Genomic DNA, 23385 nt, shown 5'->3' with positions numbered 1-23385 from the left:
TTTGCGGGGGCCTGCCAGGGCGCCGCGGAAGACCAACGAAAAACGGGAAATAGAGAGAGAACAGCTCAGATGGCAATTGCGGGTGGTGACCGGCGCAGCGAAAACGCCGACGTCCTGATCATTGGTGCAGGGGCCTCCGGATCGGTCGCGGCCAGGCATCTTTCGGACAATGGCTTCAAGGTCGTCTGCCTCGATCAGGGGCCTTGGGTCGACAACAAGGAATTCGCGGGCGCGCGTCCGGAATGGGAGCTGATGGCGCAGAAGCGCTGGCATCCCAATCCCAATGTCCGCGACCTCGAGAACGACTATCCGGTCGACGTATCGGAATCGGACGTGAATCCGCTGATGTACAACGCGGTCGGCGGTAGCACGATCCTCTGGGCCGCGCACTGGCAGCGTTTCATGCCGTCGGATTTCCGGGTGAAGACACTCGACGGCGTCGCCGACGATTGGCCCTTCACCTATGAGGAGCTCGAGCCCTTCTACGAGCAGGCCGAGGAGGAGATGGGCGTCTCCGGTCTCGCCGGCGATCCGGCCTTCCCGCCGGGCAAGCCGCTGCCGACGCCGCCGCTGCCGATCGGCAGGATCGGCATGAAGGCGGCCGAGGGCATGAACAAGCTGGGCTGGCATTGGTGGCCCGGCCCCAATGCGATGCCGTCGAAACCCTATCGCGGCCGCAATGCCTGCGTGCGCCGCGGCACCTGTCTGACGGGTTGCCCCGAGGGGGCGAAGGCGTCGATGGACCTGATCTATTGGCCGACCTCGATCAAGAACGGCGCCAAGATGATCACCGGCGCGCGGGTGAAGGAGATTCTGGTCAACGACAAGGGCCTCGCCACGGGCGCCGTCTATATCGACCGCGCGGGACGCGAGCGCACCCAGAAGGCCGGCATCGTCATCGTCTGCGCCAACGGCATCGGCACGCCGCGCCTGCTGCTGCTCTCGACCTCGAAGCGTTTCCCGAACGGCCTCGCCAACAGCTCGGGCCTCGTCGGCAAGCGGCTGATGATGCATCCCTATGCGGCGGTCGCGGGCGTGTTCGACGAGCCGCTCGAAAGCTGGCTCGGGCCCGCCGGGCAAACCATCCAGTCGATGCAGTTCTACGAGACCGACAAGTCGCGCGGCTTCGTGCGCGGCGCCAAATGGCAGGTGATGCCGTCGGGCGGTCCGCTCGGCCTCCGCGCCGCCTATGGCGGCCGTGCGCTCGAGGAGGCCTGGGGCGTCAACCTCCACCGCAACACCAAGCGCGTTTTCGGCCACGCCTTCGAGTGGGGCATCATCGCGGAGGATCTGCCCGAAGAATCGAACCGCGTCGTGCTCGATCCGACGCTAACCGATTCCGACGGCATCCCGGCACCGAAGCTGATCTACAAGAACTCGGAGAACACCCGGAAGCTCATCGACTTCCATCTGGCGCGCGCGCAGGAAGCGATGAAGGCCGCGGGTGCGGTCTCGATGACGACCACGCCGCTGATGCGCGATTGCGGCTGGCATCTGATGGGGACGGCCCGCATGGGCGAGGACGCCGGGACCTCGGTCGTCGACCCGTATGGCAAGGCACATGACGTGCCGAACCTCTTCGTCTATGACGGCAGCAATTTCGTGACCTCGTCCGGTTTCAATCCGACCGGCACGATCTGCGCGATCGCGTTGCGCTGCGTGAAGCATTTGATCGCCAATCGGCGCGACCAGGAGATTGCGGCATGAGCACCGCATTGCAGGACGACGATCGCAAGACCTTTGCCGGCATCGCCGATGTGCTGATTCCGGCGGCCGAGGGCATGCCGGCGGCGAGCGAGATCGGCATCCAGGGCGAGATCCTCGACAAGGTGTTGGGCTTCCGCCCCGACCTGCGCGAGAATCTGCTGCGGGGCTTGCGCGCCGCGAAAGGCAAGGATCCCCGCGCCGCCGCCGAGGCCTTGAACAAGACCGACGGGCCCGCCTTCGGCGCCATCAGCCTCGCGGCTTCCGCGGGCTATTACATGGATCCGCGGGTCCGCAAGCTCATCGGCTATCCGGGCCAGGAGAACCGGCCCTACAACGCCGACGAGACGCCGGAATATGTCCGCAACGGCATGCTGAAGGTGGTCTCGGACCGCGGGCCAATCTTCAAGCCGACGCCGAAGTGAGCGGCGGTCCGCGTCATCGCTGCTAAAAGGCACCCCTCCCCCTAGCCCCTCCCCTTGCGGGAGGGGCTAGGGGGAGGGGTGCAACGCACTCTGCCGCTCGCAGCCTATGCGCGGCTCAGATCGTGCGCTTCTCGCGCAGATAGCCGTCGATCAGTTGCACGAACCGTTCCCGGCCGAAGCTTGGAAAATGGCCGCCATGCACAGTGCGCACCGGCAGATCGCGCAAACGTTCCATCGAGCGGATATAGGCGGCGATATCGGAGTGATAGGCATCGTCGATGAGCGGCCCGTCATAGACCGTGTCGCCGGCGAAGAAGACGCCGCTCGCTTTCTCCCAGAGTCCGGTCGATCCCGGCGAATGGCCGGGCAGGTGGAACACCTCGAAATGCCGGTCGCCCAGATCGACGACATCGCCGTCATGGAGGATCCGGGTCGCCGGCGCCGGTGTCACCTCATAGGCCGGTGCGTCGAAGCCGCCTGGCGGCAGGCTGGTGAACATCTCCTCGGTCGCGTAGAGCGTCGCCAGCGTCTCGTCGCGGCCGGGATGGGCGAGGAGGGCTGCCTCCTCGGCATGGATGGCGCGCTCGGGAAATTCGTGATGATTGCCGACATGGTCGAAATGGGCGTGGCTCGCCACCGCGACCTGCGGCCGTTCGGCGAGGATCGCGACCTGGCGGCGCAGGCTGACCACGCCGAGTCCGCTGTCGATGAGGAGATCGCGATCGCGGCCCCGGACGTGCCAGATATTGCAGCGGTAGAACGGCTTGATATGCGGTTCGTCGATATGGGTGATGCCGTCGCCGACCTTCTGCACGCGATACCAGCGTTCGGCGGTCACGATCTCCATGGGTTGCATACTCCGTTACAATCGACCGTCCCAGGCGCCTAGAGAATATCGCCGAGGAACTCGCGCATGCGTTCAAGATAGAACGCGACCTCGGCTTCGGCCATGGCGAAGGAGACGGTGGGGCCGGCGGTCGCGACCGACTCCCAGACACCGCGATTGGCCATCCACAAGCGCAAGAGGCGATAGAACTCGGGCTGCGCCAGCTCGCGCGCCTCGGCGGCGTTGCGCGGCAGGTGGCTGGCGAAGGTGAAGCCCGAGCGGCTGGTGAGGCGATGGACCTGCCAGTCGAGGCTGCCGGCGGCGAAGAGCCCGGCGAGCCCATCGGCCAGCTGTGCGCCCAAGGCCGCCGTGCGGACGAAGCCCTGCGGCGTCAGCACCTGCGAGAGGGCCGCGCGGCAGGCGGCCATGGAGAGCGCATTGCCATAGAGCGTGCCGCCGGTGGCGACGCCGCCAACCGATTCCATCGGCGCGCCTTGCATGACCGGCGGAGTCTTCAAGGGCTGTGCCAGCGTCTCGCTCAGGCCATAGGCGCCGATCGGCACGCCGCCGCCGATGGTCTTGCCGAGGCCGACCGCATCGGCCTCGAGATTCCAGAGACGCTTCAACCCGCCGGGGCTGGCGATCTGGGTATGGGTCTCGTCGAGCGCCAGGAAGGTTCCGTAATGCTCGGTGAGCTCGCGCAGGCCCTGATGAAAGCCTTCAGCCGGCATCACCACGCCGACATTGGTCAGGGCAGGCTCGACGATGCAGATCGCCACGTCGCGCGGCGAGAGCGCTCGTTCGACCGCGTCGAGATCGTTGAACGGCACCATGCGGGCGCGGCCCGTGGCGGCGTTCGAAAGCCCATAGAGCTCGGGCTTCACCCCGCCCTCGGACATGATCACGAGGCTGTCCTCGATATGACCGTGATATTTGCCGTCGAACATCAGGATCTTGTCGCGGCCCGACACATGGCGCGCGAGGCGGATGATCTCTGTGTTGGCGCCCGAGGCCGAGAGCGTGAACTGCCAGTAGGGGAGGTCCCAGCGTTCGGCCAATTCCTCGGCGCACCAGATCGCATCCTCGGTCGGCAGCATGAACTGGCTGCCGCGGCGCATGCGGTCGGCGACGGCGGCGACCACGGCCGGCGGGCCGAAGCCGACATTCATCGACAGGTCGGCCTGATTCATGTCGAGATAGCGATGGCCGTCGACATCGGTGAACCAGGCGCCTTCGCCCTCGACCGCGAAAACCGGCGGATGGCCATGCATCGCGGTCATCCAGGCCATGGGCACGCCGCCCGGCATATGGGCGCGGGCGCGGTCGAGCAGGGAGAGCGAGCGGGGCCGGTCGGCGAGGAAGCGCTGTTCCTCGCGACCGGTAAGGAAGGCAAGGCGGGTCGGATCCAGAACCGGCCGGCGGGCGCGGTCGCGCGGCGTCAGCGACACCGCTTAGACCCGGGCACCGCGGCTGCCGCTCAGAGCGCAGCCACCATCGCGACGCCGGCGGCGGCGATGCCGCCACCGATGACACGCAGTACCGGCTTCGGCGCGACGCGGCCGATCATGAGGGCGAGCCCGAGGCCGACCGCATGCAGGAGCGAGGTCGCGATCACGAAGCCCAACGCATAAGCAGCGGGATTGGCTGCTTCCGGCAATTCGGTGCCATGCGCATGGCCATGGAAGAGGGCGAAGAGACCGACGATCGCCATGCCCACCACCGTGGGCACGCGGGCCGCGGTCGCGATCAGGAGGCCGAACAGCAGGACCGAGCCGAGGATGCCGGGCTCGACCAGCGGCATCGAGATACCCGAGACGGCCAGGAGGCCGCCGGCCACCATGCAGCCGACGAAGGCGCAAGGTACCGCCCAGATCGCGCGGCCGCCGAGCTGCGCCGCCCAGATGCCGACGGCGATCATAGCCAGGAGATGATCCAGCCCCGAGAGCGGATGGAGGATGCCGGCCTGGAAGCCCGCGCCATGCTCGCCGATGAGATGTGCTTCGGCGACAGGTGCTCCCAGCAGGGCAGCGGCGGCCAAGGTGAAGGCGAAGCTCAGGCGATAGGCGCGGGTCATGGGTGATCGCTCCGGGAATTCAAAAGGTTGGGAGAGAGGCGATGGGGGCGCTCTCCGGGCGTGAGCGGACTCTATGACCGGGGGCCCGCCGCGACAATAGGGCGGGCGACCGATTCTGGCGGATCCGCGCCGGGCGAAAATGGGGACGAACCGGTACCCTGTTCTAGGCTTCGCCGCCGACATTGGCGCCGGCACCCAGAAGCTGGCGGCGCGCGTAATGGAGATGATTGGTCACGATCGCGACCGCACTCTCGACGTCGCGGGCCTGGATCGCCTCGACCAGGGTCCGGTGCTGGCGGTTATATTCGGCGATCCGCTCGATCGTCAGCACCTTGTCCTTCATCGCGTTCCACTGGGCGTGGGTGCGGACATCGTTGATCTGCCGATAGAGCGAGACCATCAGGGGGTTGCGGCTGCATTCGGCGATGCAGAGATGGAACTGCTCGTCGAGCAGGGTGAAGGTCTCGGAATCGACACTGGACCGCTCCATCTCACCCAGCGCCTCGTTCAGCCGCTCCAGCTCGCGCGAGGTGGAGTTCAGCACCGCGAGCCGCACCATATGCGGCTCGACCGCCAGGCGGACATCGATCAGCTCGAGGGGGCTGGTGAGCTCGGCCACATCGTCCTGCGGCGAGCGCGGCTGATAGTTCACGAAGGTGCCGCTCCCGACCCGGCGCGTCACCAAGCGATCAGCCTCGAGCTGGTTCAGTGCGCTGCGCACCGTGGTGCGCGAGGCGCCGAAGATCTCGGCGAGCTGGCGTTCCGCCGGCAGCTTCTCCGCATGGCGCAGGCTGCCCTCGGTGATCGCCTGGCGGAGCTGCTGCGTGATCCAGGCCGAGCCGCGCATCGGATCGGCGATGGCGCGGGGCTCGTTGCGGGGCAGCAGAAAGGCCGGAGCTTCGTTGCGCTCCTTCAGCGGCCGACCACCAATGCGGGCCATTTCTGTGCCTTTGGAAAATAGTGGTTTGAAACCGGCTGGGCTTATGTTTCACTAATTGCGCCTTCCGATCAAGTCCGGAGCGGCGGCGCCTGAGGGGCATCCGGTCCCGGGCGCCTGCCAGCGCCGGGTCGGCGTCGGGAAAGTGCAACGGTCCCAAGCATCCGTCTCCGCCCCGAACCCTCATGACAGTTCCTCCTTATGCGACCGATAGGATCTCGCCCGTGGCCCGAATTCGGCCGCGTGCGGTCTCGTTCGGCGCCGTTGCGATGGGGCGGCTCCGGGAGTCGAAAGACGCCGCCGCGGGGCTAGTGGATCCCGGCCATCCGGCACGGCCAAGGAGAGGTATGAAATTGGTTTGATTGGGCAGGGTTGCCCGGGCCGACCGGCAAAAGGCGGCCAGGAAGCGCAACCGGTTCAGTCGTTTTCGCGCTTGGGCGAGGTTCGGCAGTCGAGGAAACTGGCGCCGGCTCCGTCCTGGAGACCTGGACAACGAAAAATGATCGTAGGGGAGAACACGCAGCCATGACCGACTTGGAAGCCCACGTTTCTCAAAAGGGGCGCAAGGAACTCGTCAAGCAGGTACGGGCCAAGATCAACGAGCTTGGCATCCAGTACATCTATTATCAGTTCGTGTCGGTGACCGGCCGCATCGTCGGCAAGGGTGTTCCGGCGGATCACTGGGAGAGCATCGCCGAGCGCGGCTTCCAGCTGGTCTATGGCTCGACCGCCAATCTCTTCGTCGATCGCTTCAAGAATTATATCGGCTACGGGCCCGAGGCCTCCGAGCTGGTCGGCATCCCCGACCCCGAGACCTTCTGCCAGCTGCCCTGGGACAAACGCGTCGCGCGCGTCTTCTGCACCTGCTTCCGCAATCGCGAGGAGAGGGTCAATCCGGGCGGGCATCTGACGTCGGACTGCCGCGGCAATCTTCGAATCCTCCACGAGGAATTCAAGAAGAAGCATAAGGGCCTCCACATGCGTCACGGCTGCGAGCCGGAGATGATGTGGCTCAAGAAGGGCGCCGACGGCTTGCCGGATGGCGGATTCTCCAAGCCGAATTGCTACCACATCGATCAGTTCGAGAGCCTGCGGCCGGTCTTCATGCGCGCGATCGAATATTCGCGCGCCATGGGCCTCGACATGATCCAGGGCGATCATGAGGACGCACCGGGCCAGCTCGAGCTCAACTTCATGTTCGACGACTGCCTGCGCACGGCCGACCGCCTGACGACCTATCGTCAGATCTGCGCCCAGGTCGCGCGCGAGTTCAATCTCATCGCCTGCTTCATGGCCAAGCCCTTCATGGGCGTGTCGGCCAACGGCTGCCACCACAACATCTCCCTGTGGAAGGGAGGTGAGGACAAGGTCAACAAGCTTGGGCTCGACAACCTGCCGGGCATGGCCGAGAACTTTGCTTATCTCAAGGGCGGCGAGAACACCTTCCTGCCGCAGAAGGGCCAGTCGAAGCCGGGCCCGATCGGCCTCCACTGCATCGGCGGCATCATCAAGCATGTGGGGGCCCTGACCGCGATCGGCTCCTCCACCGTCAATTCCTATCGCCGCCTGTGGGACACGGGCTTCTGGGCGCCGGTCTATGCCGACTGGGGCTACCAGAACCGTACCTGCGCGCTGCGCATCTCCGCACCGGGCCGCTTTGAATACCGCTCGGTCGATTCGACGGTGAACCCCTATCTGATGGCGGCCGGCATCCTGCAGGCTTTCGACGATGGCATTGCGCACAAGATCGATCCGGGCGAGCCCGAAGAGCGCAACATCTATGCGGCGATGGCGGCCGGCAAGAAGGTCAAGAAGCTGCCGATGTCGCTGGGCCTGGCGCTCGAGGAACTCGAGAAGGATGAGGTCATCAAGAAGGCGATGCCCGACGAGATGTACAGGGTCTTCACGCATTACAAGCGCGACGAGTGGGAGAAGTTCAACGCCACCGTCACGAACTGGGATCTGCAGCAATATTGGGACTATCTGCCGTAATCCATCCCTCGCGAGGGATGCGGGTACCGGCATAGGAGAAAGAGAGAGCGAGATGTGCGGAATTGCGGGATTGATCCATAGAGGCGGTAAATCCGGCGATATCGGCACCGAGATGACGGCGATGTTGCAGTCGCTGAAGCATCGCGGGCCGGATTCGACGGGCTACGCGCTTTACGGCAAGCCGCTGAAGGGCAACGAGCTGATGTTGCGCTTCAAGGTGGCCGAGCAGGACGAGATGCTGAAAGGCTTCAAGATCCACGACCAGGTCAAGGAGCGCCGGACGGAAGTCGACAAGCGCATCAAGGAACTGGGCGGACGGATCGTCGAGGCCAACAACGCCACCGAATACGCTTTCCGCTACAAGATCGACTATGCCGGCGACCGGCGGAAGCTCGCCGACTTCATCGAGGATGTGGAGGGGGCCGAGATTCTCTCCATGGGCCACGGGCTCGAGCTGGTGAAGGATCTCGGCGACGCCGCGCGCGTGGCCGAGCAATATGCGCTCAAGGGCTTCAACGGCACCCATGCGCTGGGTCACACCCGCATGGCGACCGAATCCGACGTCGATATCCGGTCGGCCCATCCCTATTGGGCCTATCCGTTCGCCGACGTGTCGGTGGTCCATAACGGCCAGCTCACCAACTACTGGAACGGCCGGCGCGCGCTCGAGCGGCGCGGTCACCGCTTCATGTCAAACTGCGATTCCGAGCTGATCGCCGTCTATCTCGCCGACAAGATGCAGCAGGGCGCCGAGCTCAAGGACGCGATGACGGATTCCATCGAAGAACTCGATGGCGTCTTCACCTATCTGGTCGCGACCTCGGATTCGCTCGGCATGGCCAAGGACGTGATGGCGGCCAAGCCCATGGTCCTCTACGAAAGCGAGAAGTTCATCGTGCTAGCCTCCGAAGAAGTGGCGATCCGCAGCGTATTCCCCCACGAAATCGACACCTTCGACCCCTATGAGGGCGAGGTTCGCGTTTGGAAGAGCGCATAATGGCCCTCAGAACCAAATCCCAGGATATGGGGATGCACACGGAGCAGCTCTCCGGGCGCACCCAACAGCGATTCTTCACGCCCTCCGAAGAGCAGAACTTCACCTATCCGGAGGCGTTCGACGTCGACTTCAACAAGCGGGCCGAGCTCGATTGTGGGCCCCTGTCGCCACGTGAGGTCAACCTCAAGCTCCGCGACCTGATGAGCAAGGGCTACGGCACCATCGTGATGAAGAATCCCGGTGCCAAGCATTCGCTCGCGGTCGGCATCCTCAACAAGCTGAACCTCCATATCGAAGGCAGCCTGGGTTATTTCGGCTGCGGCCTGATCGACGGGCCGAACATCCGGATCAAGGGCCGCGTGGGCTGGTCTTGCGCGGAAAACATGCTGGCCGGAACGATCGTGATCGAGAAGAACGCCGGCTCGACCTTCGGCGCCGCCTTGCGCGGCGGCGACCTCGTCTGCATGGGCGATGTCGGCGCGCGCATGGGCATCGACATGAAGGGCGGGACCATCCTCGTCGGCGGGCGCTGCGGTGCCTTCTGCGGCTTCATGATGCAGCGCGGCCGCATGGTCGTGCTGGGCGATGCCGGCAAGAACCTCGGCGATTCCATGTATGACGGCACCATCTATGTGGGCGGCAAGATCGACGGCCTGGGTGTCGATGCCGTGCCGGGCGAGATGACCGATCTCGACGTGTCCTGGCTTTCCCGCAAGCTCAAGATGTACGGGCTCGAAGCGCCGAAGGGCGTCAAGAACATGCAGAAGATCGTCGCCGGGAAGCAGCTCTGGAACTACGACAATCTGGAGCCCACTGAGAAGAAGCTCATCCTCTAAGCCCGCGACAGATCGCACAGAAGGAATTCGCTCATGGCGAGAGAACGCAAGAAAGCACCCGCTACCGCGCCGGCCAAGAAGCCGTCATCGCGCAACAAGAGTCTGCTGGGCAAGAGTTTCATCTTCCCGCCGACGGTCATCGACGACATCCACATCAAGTCCGAGCTCGGCCGCTATCGCATGCGCGGCTTCTCGCTCTTCAAGAAGATCCCGACCTGGGACGACCTGACCTTCCTCCCGGGTACCCTGACCCGTTTCGTGATCGAGGGTTACCGCGAGAAGTGCCTGACCCAGACGGTGATCGGACCCAGGGCGAAGCGCCCGCTGGTGCTCGATATCCCGATCTACATCACCGGCATGAGCTTCGGCGCACTCTCCTTCGAATCGAAGATCGCGCTGGCCCGCGGTGCCACCATGGCCGGCACTGCGACCTGCTCGGGCGAAGGCGGCATGATCCCCGACGAACGCCGCTATTCGTCGAAGTGGTTCTACCAGTGCATCCAGTCGCGCTACGGCTTCAACCCGCATCATCTGCGCCTCGCCGATGCCTGCGAGTTCTTCATCGGCCAGGGCTGCAAGGTCGGCCTCGGCGGCCATCTGATGGGCCAGAAGGTGACGGACCAGGTGGCGGAAATGCGCTCGCTGCCGGCCGGCATCGACCAGCGTTCGCCCGCCCGTCATCCCGACTGGCTGGGACCGGACGATCTGGCGCTGAAGATCCAGGAGATCCGCGAAGCCACCAATGGCGAGATTCCGATCCAGCTCAAGCTGGGTGCCGCGCGCGTCTATGACGACGTCCGCATGGCGGCCAAGACCGGCCCGGATTCGATCTATATCGACGGCATGGAAGGCGGCACCGGTGCGGGTCCGCATATCGCGACCGAGGAGACCGGCGTGCCCGGCATCGCCGCGATCCGCCAGGCCCGCAAGGCGCTCGACGATGTCGGCATGACCGGCCAGATCAGCCTGGTCTATGCCGGCGGCATCCGCAACGGCGCGGATGTGGCCAAGGCGATCGCGCTCGGCGCCGATGCCGTCGCGATCGGTCATTCGGCGCTGATGGCGCTCAACTGCAACAAGGACATCCCCGAGGCCGACTTCGAGAAGGAGATCGGCGTCGAGGCGGGCTACTGCTACCACTGCCATACGGGCCGCTGCCCGGTCGGCGTGGCGACGCAGGACCCGGTCCTGCGCAAGCGCCTCGACCCCGACGAGGCGGCCGAGCGCGTCTACAACTTCCTGCACTGCCTTGCGATCGAGTGCCAGATGATGGCGCGCGCCTGCGGCAAGACCAATGTGCACAGCCTCGAGCCGGAGGATCTCGCGGCCCTCACCATGGAAGCCTCCGCGCTCGCCATGGTGCCGCTGGCCGGCTCGCAGCACACGGTCGGCCGGCCCGACATGACCCGGTATTGAGGAGAGCCTCGATGGCAAAGCCAACGAAGAAGCCGGTGATGAAGGTCGTGAAGACCGCGAAGGCCGTCGCTCCCAAGAAGGAAGACGTCGACAAGTACCTCAAGGGGAAGGGCCTCGATTCCCATCGCGAGAAGGAAATCGGCCAGCACATCGGCTATCGCTACGACGTCAATCTCGTGCCGGACTACAGCCGCCTGACGCCCTTCCTGAAGAAGTACCTGGAAGTGATGGGCTGGGACGACCTCAACTGGCTCGAGGACGTCCATATGGGCTACGAGGAAGGCCGCGCCGCGGTGTTCGATCGCAACGTCAATGGCTGGGTCACGATCCCGGCCGGCATGAAGCTGCCCGACAACCAGCAGGATCGCGACATGATCGCGCGCGAGCTGCTGATCAAATTCCAGATGTCCCGCAAGCATCCGATGGTCGATCTCAACAAGGCCTATCGGAAGTTCTAAGCGGGCCTTCGAGGAAACGCCGTCATGAGAAAGGGCCGGACTTCGTCAAGTCCGGCCCTTGCCATGTCGGGTGTGAGAGGGGGCGGGGCTCAGTCCTCGCCGATCTCGACCTCGAAGTCGGCCGAGTGGGTCCAGTCCGGCGTGAAGGACAGGACCCGGACGCTGGCCGGCATGTTCGCGTTGAAGAGGCGGTTATGCCAGTAGGTTGCCTGATAGAAAGCATCCTTTTCGGCCAGCTCCAGCACCGAGCAGGGGATGCGATAGCCCTTGGCATATTCGATGAATTCGAGCTCGCAGCGGCCATGCAGCAGCAGCTGGTCGGCGAAGGCCGAACCGGGCCCGAACAGGCCGGTCATGATGTCGCTGAAGTCGCGCGGGCGCTGATAATACCAGGCCGACAGGATCTCCAGCGCCTTCTCATAGCGCTCGACCGGATCCAGGGTCTTCTGCACCTGGAAACGGAACTGCTGGGTACTTTCGTCGGGTTCCTCGCGCATCAGCAGCAGGGTGACGGCCGGGGCGAGCTCCGTACCGTCGAGAGTGCTGACGCGGGCCCGCATGCCGCTGGAGGGCCGTCCCAGCCCCTCGCGCACCGAGATCTGGCGCAGCCGGCACTGCCAGCCGAGGAACTCGTCGCGCAGCGCTTCCGCCGCGGGTTCCATCAGCACGACATTCTTTCGCCGGTCGCCGGCCGTCATGATCGATCCCTTTCGAATGGACGTGTCCGGAGTCTGAGGCGATCCGCGGCGAACCGCAAGCGCTGCCGTCCGGGGCATGGCGTCGCGATGTCGCTGCCGGCCGGTCGGATTTGCGGTAAATATCGCCGGCTTTCCGCCGATCATCGGAGTGATGTTTCTTGTCCGGCAGGAAACCGGCGGTTAGCCTGCCGGTCCTGATCCGATCCGCCTTCATGCCGACCAAAGACGGGGTCCACGATGCCCTTCGGGCTGCTGAAATACGGCCTTAGCAAGACCTACCCGGCCGAGCGCCACTTCCCGCTCGCCCAGGATCTGAAGCCCAGTTACGACGTCGTCATCATCGGTGGCGGCGGCCATGCGCTGGCGACGGCCTATTATCTGTCGCGCGACTACGGCATCACCAATGTGGCGATCCTCGAGAAGGGCTATCTCGCGGGCGGCAACACGGCGCGCAACACCGCGATCATCCGCTCGAACTATCTGACGCCCGAAGGCGTCAAATTCTACGACACCTCGGTCAAGCTCTATCAGGATCTGAGCCAGGATCTCGACTACAACATCCTCTATTCAGAGCGCGGTCATTTCACGCTGGCTCACACCGACGCCGCGATCCGCACCAGCCGCTGGCGCGCCGAGGTCAACAAGCATCTGGGGGTGGATTCCGAGCTGATCTGGCCGGACGAGATCCACAAGCTCTGCCCGGTGCTCAACATGTCGGAGGATGTGCGCTATCCGATCCTGGGTGCGCTCTATCACCCGCCGGGCTCGATCGCGCGCCATGATGCGGTCGCCTGGGGCTATGGACGCGGCGCCACGCGGCGCGGCGTCGAGATCCATCAGCTGACCGAGGTAAGCGAGATCCTGCAGGCCGGCGGCAAGGTCAAGGGCGTCGTCACCAACCGCGGCACGGTCTATGCGAACAAGGTGCTGCAGGCGACGGCGGGATCGAGCTCGCTGGTCGCGAAGATGGCGGGCTTCAGGCTGCCGATCCGCACCATTCCGCTGCAGGCTTGCGTCTCGCTGCCGGTGAAGCCTTTCCTCGACCAGATCATCGTGTCGGGCTCGCTCCACGTCTATATTTCGCAATCCTCGCGCGGCGAGCTGGTGATGGGCGGATCGACCGATCCCTATGGCGTCTATTCGACGCGTTCGACGCTCGATTTCAAGGAAGGCCTGCTGGGCCATATGCTGGAACTGCTGCCCTTCCTGGGCGAGATGAAGCTCAACCGGCAATGGGCCGGCATGGCGGATATGACGCCGGATTTCAGCCCCTGCATGGGACTCACGCCGCTCGAGAACTACTACATCGATTCCGGCTGGGGCACCTGGGGCTTCAAGGCGACGCCGGTCTGCGGCCTCACCATGTCCTACACCGTCGCCAACAACAAACCGCACGAGCTGATCGAGCCCTTCCGCCTGTCCCGCTTCGAGGAGATGAAGCAGGTCGGCGAAAAGGGCGCGGCCTCGGTCGGGCATTGAGCGAGGGAGGAAACCCATGAAGATCATGAACTGCCCGCTCAACGGCCCGCGCAACATCTCGGAGTTCGTCTGGGGCGGCGAAGTCAGGCCGATGCCCGATCCTTCGCGCGTCTCGGACCGCGAATGGGCCGAGTATGTGCATATCGAGAACAACACCGCCGGCGTGGTGCGTGAATGGTGGTGCCATGTGCCGACCTCCTTCTGGTTCATCGCCGAGCGCCACACGGTGACGGACGAGATCCTGCGCACCTATCCGGCGGGCGAGGTCTTCAAATCCCGGGTCGAGTTCACGGCGGCGCCGAAGGCGAACGAGGAAAAGAAATGAGCGACGGGGTCAACCGTCTGCCGGCACCGGCCGGCCTGCTGATCGATCGCGGTCAGCCGGTCGAATTCACCTTCGAGGGCCGGCCCTTCCAGGGCTTCGTCGGCGACACCATCGCGAGCGCGCTGGCGGCCAATGACGAGTGGCTGATCTCGCGCTCGTTCAAATATCACCGGCCGCGCGGGATCCTGACCATGGCCGGCCAGGACGCGAACACGCTGGTGCAGATCGGTGGCGAGCCCAACGCGCTGGCCGACATGCATGCGATTACGCCGGGCTTGGCCGTGATGGGCCAGAACTACAAGGGCAGCCTGGAGCAGGACCGCCTCGCCTTCATGGAGAGGCTGAGCCGCTTCCTCCCCGTGGGGTTCTATTACAAGGCCTTCTTCAAGCCGAAATGGACCTGGCCACATTGGGAGAAGGTGATCCGCGAGATCGCCGGCCTCGGCAAAGTCGACGTCCATGCGCATCATGATTACTACGACAAGGAATATCTCTTCGCCGATGTCGCGGTGATCGGCGCCGGTCCCGCCGGCATGGCGGCGGCGTCCGAGGCGGCGAAGGCCGGCCTCGAGGTCATCCTGATCGACGAGGGCCCGCGCGTCGGCGGCTCGCTCGCCTATGCGCGATTCGATGCGGCGGGTGAGCAGGGTGCCGAGCGCTCTCGCGAACTCGCGGCCGAGCTGGCCGCGTCGCAGAACGTCCGGATCCTGACCGACGCCACCTGCAACGGCTTCTTCGCCGACAATTGGCTGGCCGTGATCAAGGGCAATCGCCTCTATAAGCTGCGCGCCAAGGCGGTGGTGGTCGCGACCGGCTCGCTCGAGCAGCCGGCCGTGTTCCACAACAACGACCTCCCGGGCGTGATGTTGGGCTCGGCGGCCCAGCGTCTCATCAAGCTCTATGGCATCCGGCCCGGCCGTCGCGCCGTGGTGCTCACCGCCAATGCGGATGGCTATGGCGTGGCGCTCGATCTAGGCGATGCCGGCGTCGAGGTCGCGGCCGTGGTCGATCTGCGCAAGACCACCGACGCATCGGCACTCGCGCGGGCCGTCCGGGCGCGTGGCGTTCCGATCATGCAAGGGCATGGCATCGCCGAGACGTCTTACGGCGTCGGCAAGCGTCATATCACCGGATCGCTCGTCGGCGAGGTGACGGGCGAGGGCGCGCTCTCGCCAGCGCTGGCCACCATCCCCTGCGATCTCCTCTGCATGTCGGTCGGCTACAGCCCGACCGGCCAGCTGTTGCATCATATCGGCGCCAAATTCGCCTATGACCGCGCCAGCCATATGTTCGCGCCCAGCGTTCTTCCGGCCCATGTGTTCGCGGCCGGCTCGGTCAACGGCACCTATGCGCTCGATGTCGTGATCGCCGAAGGCCGGCGCGCCGGCTGGGCCGCGGCCAAGGATGCCGGGGCCGCCGTCGGCGCCGAGCCCTCGATGACAGGCGATCGTGGTGCCCTCGGCATCACGCATCCCTGGCCGATCTTCCCGAGCAAGAAGGGCAAGGACTTCGTCGATTTCGACGAGGATCTCCAGGTCAAGGATCTGGTGAACGGCATCGCCGACGGCTACGACCATGTCGAGCTGCTGAAGCGCTACACCACCGTCAGCATGGGCCCGTCGCAGGGCCGTCATTCGGCGGTGGCGACGGTCCGCATCGACGCCAAGGAGACCGGCCGCGATATCGCGACCATGTCGGTCACGACCCAGCGGCCGCCCTACCGGCCGGAGAAGTTCGGCCTCATGGCGGGCCGGACCTTCGAGCCGGAGCGCCACACCGCGATGCATCAGCGCCATCTGGAGCTGGGGGCCCGCATGATGCCGGCGGGCCTCTGGTACCGCCCGGCCTTCTACGGCAAGAAGGAAGAGCGCGACCAGGCGATCCGCGAGGAAGTCCGCAATGTCCGCAACAATGTCGGGTTGATCGACGTCTCGACGCTGGGCGGGCTCGATGTGCGCGGGCCCGACGCGGCCGAGTTTCTGAACCGGCTCTATACCTTTGCCTATGCCAAGCAGCCGATCGGCCGCTCGCGCTATGTGCTGATGACCGACCAGAGCGGCGCCATCATCGATGACGGCGTCGCCTGCCGCTTCGGCGAGGAGCATTTCTACGTCACCGCGACCACGAGCGGCGTCGACGGCGTCTATCGCCTGATGCTGTTCTGGAACGCGCAATGGCGACTCGATGTCGATGTGGCGAACGTCACGGCCGCCTATGCCGGCGTCAATCTCGCAGGTCCGAAGTCGCGCGAGGTGCTGCAGAAACTCTGCCCCGACGTCGATCTCTCTTCGGCTGCCTTCCCCTATATGGGCGTGCGGATGGGCACCGTCGCCGGCATTCCGGCGCGGTTGATGCGCGTAGGCTTCGTCGGCGAGCTCGGCTATGAGATCCATGTCCCGGCCTCGATGGGCGAGGCCTTGTGGGACAAGCTGATGGAGGCGGGGCGTCCCGCCGGCATCCGGCCCTTCGGCGTCGAGGCGCAGCGCGTGCTGCGCCTGGAGAAGGGACATATCATCATCGGCCAGGACACGGACGGGTTGACGCATCCTTACGAGGCCGACATGGCCTGGGCGATCTCCAAGAACAAGCCCTACTTCATGGGCGGGCGCTCGATCGACATCCAGAACCGCTCGGGCCTGACCCGCAAACTGGTCGGGTTCACGCTCGACGATGCCAATGCGCCGGTGCCGGAGGAATGTCACCTGGTGGTGCGGGGGCCTGAAATCCTGGGCCGCGTCACCTCGGCCGTGATCTCCCCGTCGCTGGGCCGGGTGGTGGGCTTGGCCTATGTGGCGCCTGACCAGGCCGAGCCCGGCAAGAATTTCGACATCAAGGTCGGGGGCGGGCGCTTGATCCAGGCGCGCGTGGTGCCGATCCCGTTCTTCGATCCCGAGAACAAGCGGCAGGAGATGTAAGCCATGGCCACCGCGACCGTCTCCCCGACCTCCTTCAACCGCCGCAGCTATGTCTATCGCCTTCTGGACGCCAAGGGCGCCGAATGGGCGGCGATCCGCGACAGCGCGGTCGCCATGCGGCTTGGCCGTTCCGTCGACGAGGAAGTGGGCATCGGCCGGCGTCTGGCGCTGACCGATCTCTCGCCGCTGCCGCGCACCGGCTTCAAGGGCACCGGCACGGTCGAATGGCTGACCGCCCAGGGCATGACGATCGGGCCCGACAGCAACATGGCCTATCGCCAGGCCGACGGGTCGCTGGCGGCAAGGCTGGCGCCGACGGAGATCTTCCTGATCGACAGTCTCAAGGGCGAGGCCGGCCTGATCGATCGGCTCAACGGCGCCCGGAACTGGGGTGCCGAGAAACCGCGCAAGCTCATCGGCTATCCGATGCCGCGCTCGGAGAGCCATTGCTGGTTCATGGTCTCGGGCTGGCAGGCACCGGCCATGTTCGCGAAGATGTGCGGTGTCGATCTGCGCGCGCATAAATTCAAGCAGGGCCAGATCGCGCAGACCTCGGTCGCCAAGATCAGCGCGATCCTGATCCGCGATTATTTCGGCGAGATGCCGGCCTATCACCTGCTGACCGACAGCGCCTCGGCCGAATATATGTGGGGCTGCCTCGTCGATGCGATGGCGGAGTTCGACGGCCAGCCGATCGGGCTCAGCGCGCTGCGCCGGCTCGCCGAGGCACGGTGAAGGGAAAGCGCAGGGCGGGGTCGGGCGCGCCGGGATCGGAGGCGCGCAAGGGCGGGCCTGCGCCCAAGAAACCTGCGAAGCGCCCGGAATCTCCGATCGTCCAGGAATTCCAGGATCCGCATGGCCTGATCGACAAGCGCCATGGCCGGCTCGAGGAGGCGATCGGGCGCGAGGTTCGCGACTTCCGCCGCAAGCTCAACATGACCGTGGCCGAGCTCGCCAAGATGGCGGAGCTTTCGGCCGGCATGCTCTCCAAGATCGAGAACGGCATGACGTCGCCCTCGCTGGCGACCCTGCGGGCCCTCTCGGTGGCGCTCCATGTGCCGGTCACGGCCTTCTTCCGCCGCTTCGAGGAGGAACGCGACGCCACCTTCGTCAAGGCGGGGCAGGGCTTGCAGATCGAGCGCCGCGGCACGCGCGCCGGCCATCAGTATCAGCTGCTCGGCCATACGCTGCGCAAGAGCATCTCGGTCGAGCCCTACATGATCACGCTGACGGCGGATTCCGACGTGTTTCCGCTGTTCCAGCATGACGGCGTCGAGTTCATCTTCATGCTCGAGGGCGAGGTCAGCTACCGCCATGGCGACCGCACCTACACGCTGCTGCCGGGCGACTCGCTCTTCTTCGATGCGGACGTGCCGCATGGCCCCGACGAGCTGCGCAAGCTGCCGATCCGCTTCCTCTCGATCATCTGCTATCCGCGCGACGCAGAGGGCTGATTCCGCAGCATTTTCCTCACAGGAAACATTGTTTCCCCGTCATTGATTCCCCGCCCGGCCTGGGCTATCGTCCCCGGGCTTTTGTCGGGCCCTCCCGAAAGGATCTCTTCCATGTGCGGAATCGTCGGACTCTTCCTCAAGAATCCCGCCTTGAGGCCCAGCCTCGGCCGGCATCTGAGCCATATGCTGGTCGAGATGACCGAGCGCGGCCCCGATAGCGCGGGGATCGCGGTCTATCACAAGCCGGTCCATGGCAAGGATTCCAAGCTGACCCTGTTCCACGCCGATCCGCATTTCCATTGGCGCGAAATCGGCGGCGCTCTGGGCGAGGCGCTCAAGGCCGAGGTCGATATCGAGACCAAGGCCAATCATGTGGTGATGACGGTGTCGGCGCCGGACGCGACGGTTCGCGGCTGGCTCAAGGCGCATCACCCCGAGATCCGCATCATGGGCTATGGCCAGGTGATGGAGGTCTACAAGGATATGGGCCTGCCCAAGCAGGTCGCCGACCGCTACGGCCTCGCCAAGATGGAAGGCACGCATGCGATCGGCCATACGCGCATGGCGACCGAGAGCGCGGTCACGACCGAGCATTCGCATCCCTTTACCGCCGCCTCGGACATGTGCCTGGTCCATAACGGCTCGCTCTCCAACCACAACAATCTGCGCCGCTGGCTGCAGCATCGCGGTCACGAGTTCGAGACCGACAATGACAGCGAGGTTGCGGCGCGTTATTTCGCGCAGCGCCTGAGCGAAGGGGCGAGCCTGGCCGAGGCGCTCGAGGCCGGCTTCAAGGATCTCGACGGCTTCTATACCTTCACCATGGGCACGCGGAACGGCTTCGCCGTGCTGCGCGATGCCTTCGCCTGCAAGCCGGCCGTGCTGGCCGAGACCGACGATTGGGTGGCGATGGCCTCGGAATATCGCTCGATCGCCAATCTGCCGGGCGCCGACAAGGCCAAGGTCTGGGCGCCGGCGCCGTCGGTGGTCTACACCTGGGATGTGCAGGCCGCGGCATGATCACTGTCGATCTGGCCCAGAGTTCGGTTCGCGACCTCAACCAACGCCTGCATAGTCTGCCATCGGAGACCAACGAGAAGGCCTGGCGCGTCGTCAATCCGAAGGGCGCGCATGCGCTTTGCGCCGGTCTCACGCTTCCGATCGAAGTCGTGATCGACGGACATCCCGGCTATTACTGCGCCGGGATGAACAAGGAAGCGACCGTCGTCGTGAACGGTCATTGCGGCGTGGGCCTCGCTGAAAACATGATGTCCGGCGAAGTCCGCGTGAAGGGCAATGCCTCGGACGCCGCCGGTGCCACAGGCCGCGGCGGGCTATTGGTTATCGAGGGCGATGCGGGCTTGCGCTGCGGCATCTCGATGAAGGGCATCGACATCGTGGTCGGCGGCTCGGTCGGCCATATGAGCGCCTTCATGGCACAGGGCGGCAGCCTGGTCGTCTGCGGCGATGCGGGCTCGAGCCTCGGCGATTCCATCTACGAAGCCCGCCTCTATGTGCAGGGCAAGGTCGAGAGCCTGGGTGCGGACTGCATCGAGAAGACGATGACGCCGCATCATCTGGCCAAGCTCGAGAAATTGCTGGCTCGCGCCGGCATCAAGGCCGACGCGAAGCGCTTCAGGCGCTACGGGTCGGCGCGCCGGCTCTATAACTTCCATGTCGACAACGCCGACGCCTATTGAAGCGAGATCAGCAATGAACGCCACCTTCTCTCCTGTCCCGATGCCGCCGCGCCGCTCGGCTACCTTCGACGAGTATGCGATCGCCGAGATTCAGCGCGCCGCCGCCACGGGCATCTATGACATCCGCGGCTTCGGCGCCAAGCGCAAGGTCCCGCATTTCGACGATCTCGTCTTCCTCGGCGCGTCCGTCTCGCGTTATCCGCTCGAAGGCTACCGCGAGAAATGTGCGACCGACATCGTGCTCGGCACGCGCTTCGCGAAGAAGCCGATCCATCTGAAGATCCCGATCACCATCGCCGGCATGAGCTTCGGCTCGCTCTCCGCCCAGGCCAAGGAAGCGCTGGGCCGGGGTGCCACCCAGCTCGGCACCAGCACGACCACGGGCGATGGCGGCATGACGCAGGAAGAGCGCGGCCATTCCAAGATCCTGGTCTATCAGTTGCTGCCCTCGCGCTACGGCATGAACCCGGACGATCTGCGCCAGGCCGATGCGATCGAGGTCGTGGTCGGGCAGGGCGCCAAGCCCGGCGGCGGCGGCATGCTGCTGGGGCAGAAGATCTCGCCGCGCGTGGCGAAGATGCGCACCCTGCCGGAAGGCATCGACCAACGCTCCGCCTGCCGGCATCCGGACTGGACCGGCCCCGACGATCTGACCATCAAGATCCAGGAGATCCGCGAGATCACCGATTGGGAGAAGCCGATCTATGTGAAGGTCGGCGCGACGCGGCCTTATTACGACGTGGCACTGGCGGTCAAGTCCGGCGCCGACGTAGTCGTGCTGGACGGCATGCAGGGCGGCACCGCCGCGACCCAGGAAGTCTTCATCGAGCATGTCGGCATCCCGACCCTGGCGGCGATCCGCCCGGCGGTGCAGGCGCTGCAGGATCTCGACATGCACCGCAAGGTGCAGCTCATCGTCTCGGGCGGCATCCGCAACGGCGCCGACGTGGCCAAGGCGCTGGCGCTGGGGGCCGACGCGGTCTCGATCGGCACGGCGGCCCTCATCGCGCTCGGCGACAACGATCCGAAGCTCGATGCGGAATACCGCAAGATCGGCGCCACCGCCGGCACCTATGACGACTGGCATGAGGGCCGCGATCCGGCCGGCATCACGACGCAGGATCCGGAGCTGGCCAAGCGCCTCGATCCGATCAGGGCCGGCCACAGGTTGGCCAATTATCTGGCCGTGCTGACCATGGAGACGCAGATCATCGCGCGCGCCTGCGGCAAGAGCCATGTGCTCAATCTCGAGCCCGAGGATCTGGTGGCGCTGACGATCGAAGCCGCGGCCATGGCGCGTGTGCCCCTGGCCGGCACCAATTGGATCCCGGGCCAGGGCCGGGACTAGGGAATTTCGGGGCGGCGACCCGAAAGTCGCTGCCCCATTTCGCCGCCGCCCGGAATCGCGGGCGCGGACCATAACGACGGCCATCGAGAGCAAAATCGCTCCGGGCCGGTCATTCGAGCAGGGGGACCACCATTATGGCTGCCGATCTGTCCAAAATCGCCAAAGAGCGAAAGATCAAATATTTCCTGATCAGCTATGTCGATCTGTTCGGCCATCTGCGCGCCAAGCTGGCGCCGGCCGAGGCGATCGCCGGCATGCAGCGCGACGGTGCCGGTTTTGCCGGTTTCGCCACCTGGCTCGACATGACCCCGGCCCATCCCGACCTGTTCGCGCGTCCCGATCCCGACAGCCTGATCCAGCTGCCCTGGAAGCCCGAGGTCGGCTGGCTTGCCAGCGATCTCTGGATGGACGGCAAGGAGGTTCATGACAGCCCGCGCGCGCAATTGAAACATCAGGTCGCGAAGGCCGCCGCCAAGGGCTGGCGTATGAAGACCGGTGTCGAATGCGAGTATTTTCTGATTACGCCCGATGGCAAATCGGTTGCCGATTCGCTCGATTCTCACGAGAAGCCCTGTTACGACCAGATGGCGTTGATGCGCCGCTACGATGTCATCACCGAGATCTGCAACGCGATGCTGGTGCTGGGCTGGAAGCCCTATCAGAACGACCATGAGGACGCCAACGGCCAGTTCGAGATGAACTGGGAATATGACGATGCGCTCTTGACCGCCGATCGTCATGTCTTCTTCAAATACATGGTCCGCCAGATTGCCGAGAAGCACGGCATGCGCGCGACCTTCATGCCAAAGCCATTTTTGAATTTGACCGGCAATGGCTGTCACGCGCATGTCTCGGTCTGGGACAAGAGCGGGAAGACCAACCTGTTTCACGACCCGAAGGGCGAGCTCGGCCTCTCGAAGCTGGCCTACAGCTTCCTCGGCGGCGTCATTCATTCCGCCGACGCGCTCTGTTCCTTCTTCAACCCGACCGTGAACAGCTACAAGCGCATCAACGCGCCCCGGACGCTGTCCGGGGCCACCTGGGCTCCCAACACCATCACCTATGGCGGCAACAACCGGACCCACATGGTCCGCATCCCGGATGCCGGCCGGTTCGAGCTGCGGCTGATGGACGGCGCCGCCAACCCCTATCTGCTCCAGGCGGGTGTCCTGGCCGCAGGCATCGACGGGGTCGACAACAAGCGCGACCCGGGCCCGCGCCTCGATATCAACATGTATACCGAGGGCCATAAGGTGAAGGGCGCCAAGAAGCTGCCCTTGAACCTGCTGGACGCGCTCCGCCTGACCGAGAAGAGCAAGATGCTGCGCGAGGCCATGGGCGACAGCTTCATCGACGCCTATACCCGGATGAAGCACGAGGAATGGTCGCGCTATTGCCGCCATCTGACCCAGTGGGAGATGGACAACACCCTGGATTGCTGAGCGTTAAGGCAGGTTTCGGCCCCCTGGCGGGGCCGGCCGGAACTGGTCCGGATTTGGTGTTCCCGGCCAGGCCAATTCGCGTCGTTTCGGGACCATCCGGCGGGGCCGGCGCCGGATAGCCTCCGGCCCGGCCCTTTCGGTCGCAGCCGGGCTCGGGGTACAACCCCACCCGCCGGCCTATCCGGGGCAAGCCAACCAAGAGGACTGGGGACGATGATCAAGAAGGTCGGTAGCGATATCGAGATCGCGCGCGCTGCCAAGATGCAGCCGGTCGAGAAGATCGCCGAGAAGCTCGGGATTCCGGAAAAGCACCTGTTCCGCTACGGACCCTCCAAGGCCAAGGTCGATCTGCACTATGT

General features: G+C 65.1%; 22 protein-coding genes. 17 read left to right on the top strand and 5 right to left on the bottom strand.

The genetic code is table 11. The annotated features are described in order from the left end of the window. Positions 1–69: 69 nt before the first annotated feature. On the top strand, positions 70–1707 hold the full coding sequence (locus ACREE8_RS11325; RefSeq protein WP_431573101.1) for a GMC family oxidoreductase: 1638 nt from the start codon (positions 70–72) through the stop codon (positions 1705–1707). Next, entirely contained in the window at positions 1704–2129 is a 426-nt protein-coding gene (locus ACREE8_RS11320; protein WP_431573100.1) for a hypothetical protein, read from the top strand. The genes ACREE8_RS11325 and ACREE8_RS11320 overlap by 4 nt, the downstream gene beginning before the upstream one ends. A 115-nt stretch (positions 2130–2244) precedes the next feature. Here the strand turns inward: ACREE8_RS11320 and ACREE8_RS11315 are convergent, their stop codons facing one another. The 4 genes from ACREE8_RS11315 to ACREE8_RS11300 all read right to left on the bottom strand — a co-directional run bounded on the left by ACREE8_RS11315 (position 2245) and on the right by ACREE8_RS11300 (position 5969). Then, positions 2245–2976, bottom strand: coding sequence for an MBL fold metallo-hydrolase (locus tag ACREE8_RS11315; RefSeq protein ID WP_431573099.1), 732 nt, complete (start codon positions 2974–2976; stop codon positions 2245–2247). 38 nt (positions 2977–3014) lie between these two features. Next, on the bottom strand, positions 3015–4403 hold the full coding sequence (locus tag ACREE8_RS11310) for an aminotransferase class III-fold pyridoxal phosphate-dependent enzyme (RefSeq protein ID WP_431573098.1): 1389 nt from the start codon (positions 4401–4403) through the stop codon (positions 3015–3017). 29 nt (positions 4404–4432) lie between these two features. After that, positions 4433–5029, bottom strand: a complete 597-nt coding sequence (locus tag ACREE8_RS11305; RefSeq protein WP_431573097.1) for a HupE/UreJ family protein — start codon at positions 5027–5029, stop codon at positions 4433–4435. 163 nt (positions 5030–5192) lie between these two features. Further along, positions 5193–5969: a FadR/GntR family transcriptional regulator gene (locus tag ACREE8_RS11300; protein WP_431573096.1), complete on the bottom strand. Its 777-nt coding sequence runs from the start codon at positions 5967–5969 to the stop codon at positions 5193–5195. Between the two features lie 522 nt (positions 5970–6491). Here ACREE8_RS11300 and ACREE8_RS11295 point away from each other — a divergent pair. Genes ACREE8_RS11295 through ACREE8_RS11275 form a run of 5 tightly spaced genes read left to right on the top strand, consistent with a single transcriptional unit; the run spans position 6492 to position 11665 of the window. After that, positions 6492–7958, top strand: a complete 1467-nt coding sequence (locus ACREE8_RS11295) for a glutamine synthetase family protein (RefSeq protein ID WP_431573095.1) — start codon at positions 6492–6494, stop codon at positions 7956–7958. Between the two features lie 52 nt (positions 7959–8010). Continuing rightward, positions 8011–8955 (top strand): amidophosphoribosyltransferase, encoded by a 945-nt coding sequence (locus tag ACREE8_RS11290; RefSeq protein WP_431573094.1) that lies wholly within the window; start codon positions 8011–8013, stop codon positions 8953–8955. Further along, positions 8955–9791 carry a hypothetical protein gene (locus ACREE8_RS11285; RefSeq protein ID WP_431573093.1) on the top strand — a complete coding sequence of 279 codons (837 nt, stop codon included), beginning with the start codon at positions 8955–8957 and terminating at the stop codon, positions 9789–9791. The genes ACREE8_RS11290 and ACREE8_RS11285 overlap by 1 nt, the downstream gene beginning before the upstream one ends. Before the next feature lie 33 nt (positions 9792–9824). After that, a complete protein-coding gene (locus ACREE8_RS11280) occupies positions 9825–11207 on the top strand; it encodes an FMN-binding glutamate synthase family protein (protein ID WP_431573092.1) in 1383 nt (460 codons plus the stop codon). 11 nt (positions 11208–11218) lie between these two features. Further along, positions 11219–11665 carry a hypothetical protein gene (locus ACREE8_RS11275; protein WP_431573091.1) on the top strand — a complete coding sequence of 149 codons (447 nt, stop codon included), beginning with the start codon at positions 11219–11221 and terminating at the stop codon, positions 11663–11665. 89 nt (positions 11666–11754) lie between these two features. Here the strand turns inward: ACREE8_RS11275 and ACREE8_RS11270 are convergent, their stop codons facing one another. Further along, positions 11755–12363: a hypothetical protein gene (locus ACREE8_RS11270; protein ID WP_431573090.1), complete on the bottom strand. Its 609-nt coding sequence runs from the start codon at positions 12361–12363 to the stop codon at positions 11755–11757. A gap of 237 nt (positions 12364–12600) precedes the next feature. On the opposite strand from ACREE8_RS11270, the gene ACREE8_RS11265 reads away from it, so the two are divergent. The 10 genes from ACREE8_RS11265 to ACREE8_RS11220 form a co-directional block, all read left to right on the top strand. Continuing rightward, positions 12601–13842, top strand: a complete 1242-nt coding sequence (locus ACREE8_RS11265) for an FAD-dependent oxidoreductase (RefSeq protein ID WP_431573089.1) — start codon at positions 12601–12603, stop codon at positions 13840–13842. Positions 13843–13858: 16 nt separating this feature from the next. After that, positions 13859–14167: a sarcosine oxidase subunit delta gene (locus ACREE8_RS11260; RefSeq protein ID WP_431573088.1), complete on the top strand. Its 309-nt coding sequence runs from the start codon at positions 13859–13861 to the stop codon at positions 14165–14167. After that, positions 14164–17082, top strand: coding sequence for a glycine cleavage T C-terminal barrel domain-containing protein (locus tag ACREE8_RS11255; RefSeq protein WP_431573087.1), 2919 nt, complete (start codon positions 14164–14166; stop codon positions 17080–17082). The genes ACREE8_RS11260 and ACREE8_RS11255 overlap by 4 nt, the downstream gene beginning before the upstream one ends. 3 nt (positions 17083–17085) lie before the next feature. Next, on the top strand, positions 17086–17817 hold the full coding sequence (locus ACREE8_RS11250; protein ID WP_431573086.1) for a hypothetical protein: 732 nt from the start codon (positions 17086–17088) through the stop codon (positions 17815–17817). Further along, positions 17814–18536, top strand: a complete 723-nt coding sequence (locus ACREE8_RS11245) for a helix-turn-helix domain-containing protein (RefSeq protein WP_431573085.1) — start codon at positions 17814–17816, stop codon at positions 18534–18536. The genes ACREE8_RS11250 and ACREE8_RS11245 overlap by 4 nt, the downstream gene beginning before the upstream one ends. A gap of 111 nt (positions 18537–18647) precedes the next feature. After that, positions 18648–19556, top strand: coding sequence for a class II glutamine amidotransferase (locus tag ACREE8_RS11240; RefSeq protein WP_431573084.1), 909 nt, complete (start codon positions 18648–18650; stop codon positions 19554–19556). Further along, a complete protein-coding gene (locus ACREE8_RS11235; protein ID WP_431573083.1) occupies positions 19553–20236 on the top strand; it encodes a protein glxC in 684 nt (227 codons plus the stop codon). The genes ACREE8_RS11240 and ACREE8_RS11235 overlap by 4 nt, the downstream gene beginning before the upstream one ends. Before the next feature lie 13 nt (positions 20237–20249). Next, positions 20250–21584 (top strand): FMN-binding glutamate synthase family protein, encoded by a 1335-nt coding sequence (locus ACREE8_RS11230; RefSeq protein WP_431573082.1) that lies wholly within the window; start codon positions 20250–20252, stop codon positions 21582–21584. Between the two features lie 134 nt (positions 21585–21718). Then, entirely contained in the window at positions 21719–23026 is a 1308-nt protein-coding gene (gene glnT, locus ACREE8_RS11225) for a type III glutamate--ammonia ligase (RefSeq protein ID WP_431573081.1), read from the top strand. Positions 23027–23239: 213 nt separating this feature from the next. Then, positions 23240–23385 (top strand): formate--tetrahydrofolate ligase (locus ACREE8_RS11220; protein ID WP_431573128.1); only part of this gene is annotated, 146 nt, incomplete at its 3' end.

Origin of the sequence: Hypericibacter sp., from assembly GCF_050729195.1 — a bacterium.
Taxonomy (GTDB): domain Bacteria; phylum Pseudomonadota; class Alphaproteobacteria; order Dongiales; family Dongiaceae; genus Hypericibacter.
This window is presented reverse-complemented; position numbering and strand designations above follow the sequence as displayed.

Excerpts from the sequence above, each read along its gene's own strand:
- ACREE8_RS11325 (WP_431573101.1), top strand. The coding sequence starts at position 70 with ATGGCAATTGCGGGTGGTGACCGGCGCAGCGAAAACGCCGACGTCCTG.
- ACREE8_RS11320 (WP_431573100.1), top strand. The coding sequence starts at position 1,704 with ATGAGCACCGCATTGCAGGACGACGATCGCAAGACCTTTGCCGGCATC.
- ACREE8_RS11315 (WP_431573099.1), bottom strand. The coding sequence starts at position 2,976 with ATGGAGATCGTGACCGCCGAACGCTGGTATCGCGTGCAGAAGGTCGGC.
- ACREE8_RS11305 (WP_431573097.1), bottom strand. The coding sequence starts at position 5,029 with ATGACCCGCGCCTATCGCCTGAGCTTCGCCTTCACCTTGGCCGCCGCT.
- ACREE8_RS11300 (WP_431573096.1), bottom strand. The coding sequence starts at position 5,969 with ATGGCCCGCATTGGTGGTCGGCCGCTGAAGGAGCGCAACGAAGCTCCG.
- ACREE8_RS11295 (WP_431573095.1), top strand. The coding sequence starts at position 6,492 with ATGACCGACTTGGAAGCCCACGTTTCTCAAAAGGGGCGCAAGGAACTC.
- ACREE8_RS11290 (WP_431573094.1), top strand. The coding sequence starts at position 8,011 with ATGTGCGGAATTGCGGGATTGATCCATAGAGGCGGTAAATCCGGCGAT.
- ACREE8_RS11285 (WP_431573093.1), top strand. The coding sequence starts at position 8,955 with ATGGCCCTCAGAACCAAATCCCAGGATATGGGGATGCACACGGAGCAG.
- ACREE8_RS11280 (WP_431573092.1), top strand. The coding sequence starts at position 9,825 with ATGGCGAGAGAACGCAAGAAAGCACCCGCTACCGCGCCGGCCAAGAAG.
- ACREE8_RS11275 (WP_431573091.1), top strand. The coding sequence starts at position 11,219 with ATGGCAAAGCCAACGAAGAAGCCGGTGATGAAGGTCGTGAAGACCGCG.
- ACREE8_RS11270 (WP_431573090.1), bottom strand. The coding sequence starts at position 12,363 with ATGACGGCCGGCGACCGGCGAAAGAATGTCGTGCTGATGGAACCCGCG.
- ACREE8_RS11265 (WP_431573089.1), top strand. The coding sequence starts at position 12,601 with ATGCCCTTCGGGCTGCTGAAATACGGCCTTAGCAAGACCTACCCGGCC.
- ACREE8_RS11260 (WP_431573088.1), top strand. The coding sequence starts at position 13,859 with ATGAAGATCATGAACTGCCCGCTCAACGGCCCGCGCAACATCTCGGAG.
- ACREE8_RS11255 (WP_431573087.1), top strand. The coding sequence starts at position 14,164 with ATGAGCGACGGGGTCAACCGTCTGCCGGCACCGGCCGGCCTGCTGATC.
- ACREE8_RS11250 (WP_431573086.1), top strand. The coding sequence starts at position 17,086 with ATGGCCACCGCGACCGTCTCCCCGACCTCCTTCAACCGCCGCAGCTAT.
- ACREE8_RS11240 (WP_431573084.1), top strand. The coding sequence starts at position 18,648 with ATGTGCGGAATCGTCGGACTCTTCCTCAAGAATCCCGCCTTGAGGCCC.
- ACREE8_RS11235 (WP_431573083.1), top strand. The coding sequence starts at position 19,553 with ATGATCACTGTCGATCTGGCCCAGAGTTCGGTTCGCGACCTCAACCAA.
- ACREE8_RS11230 (WP_431573082.1), top strand. The coding sequence starts at position 20,250 with ATGAACGCCACCTTCTCTCCTGTCCCGATGCCGCCGCGCCGCTCGGCT.
- glnT (WP_431573081.1), top strand. The coding sequence starts at position 21,719 with ATGGCTGCCGATCTGTCCAAAATCGCCAAAGAGCGAAAGATCAAATAT.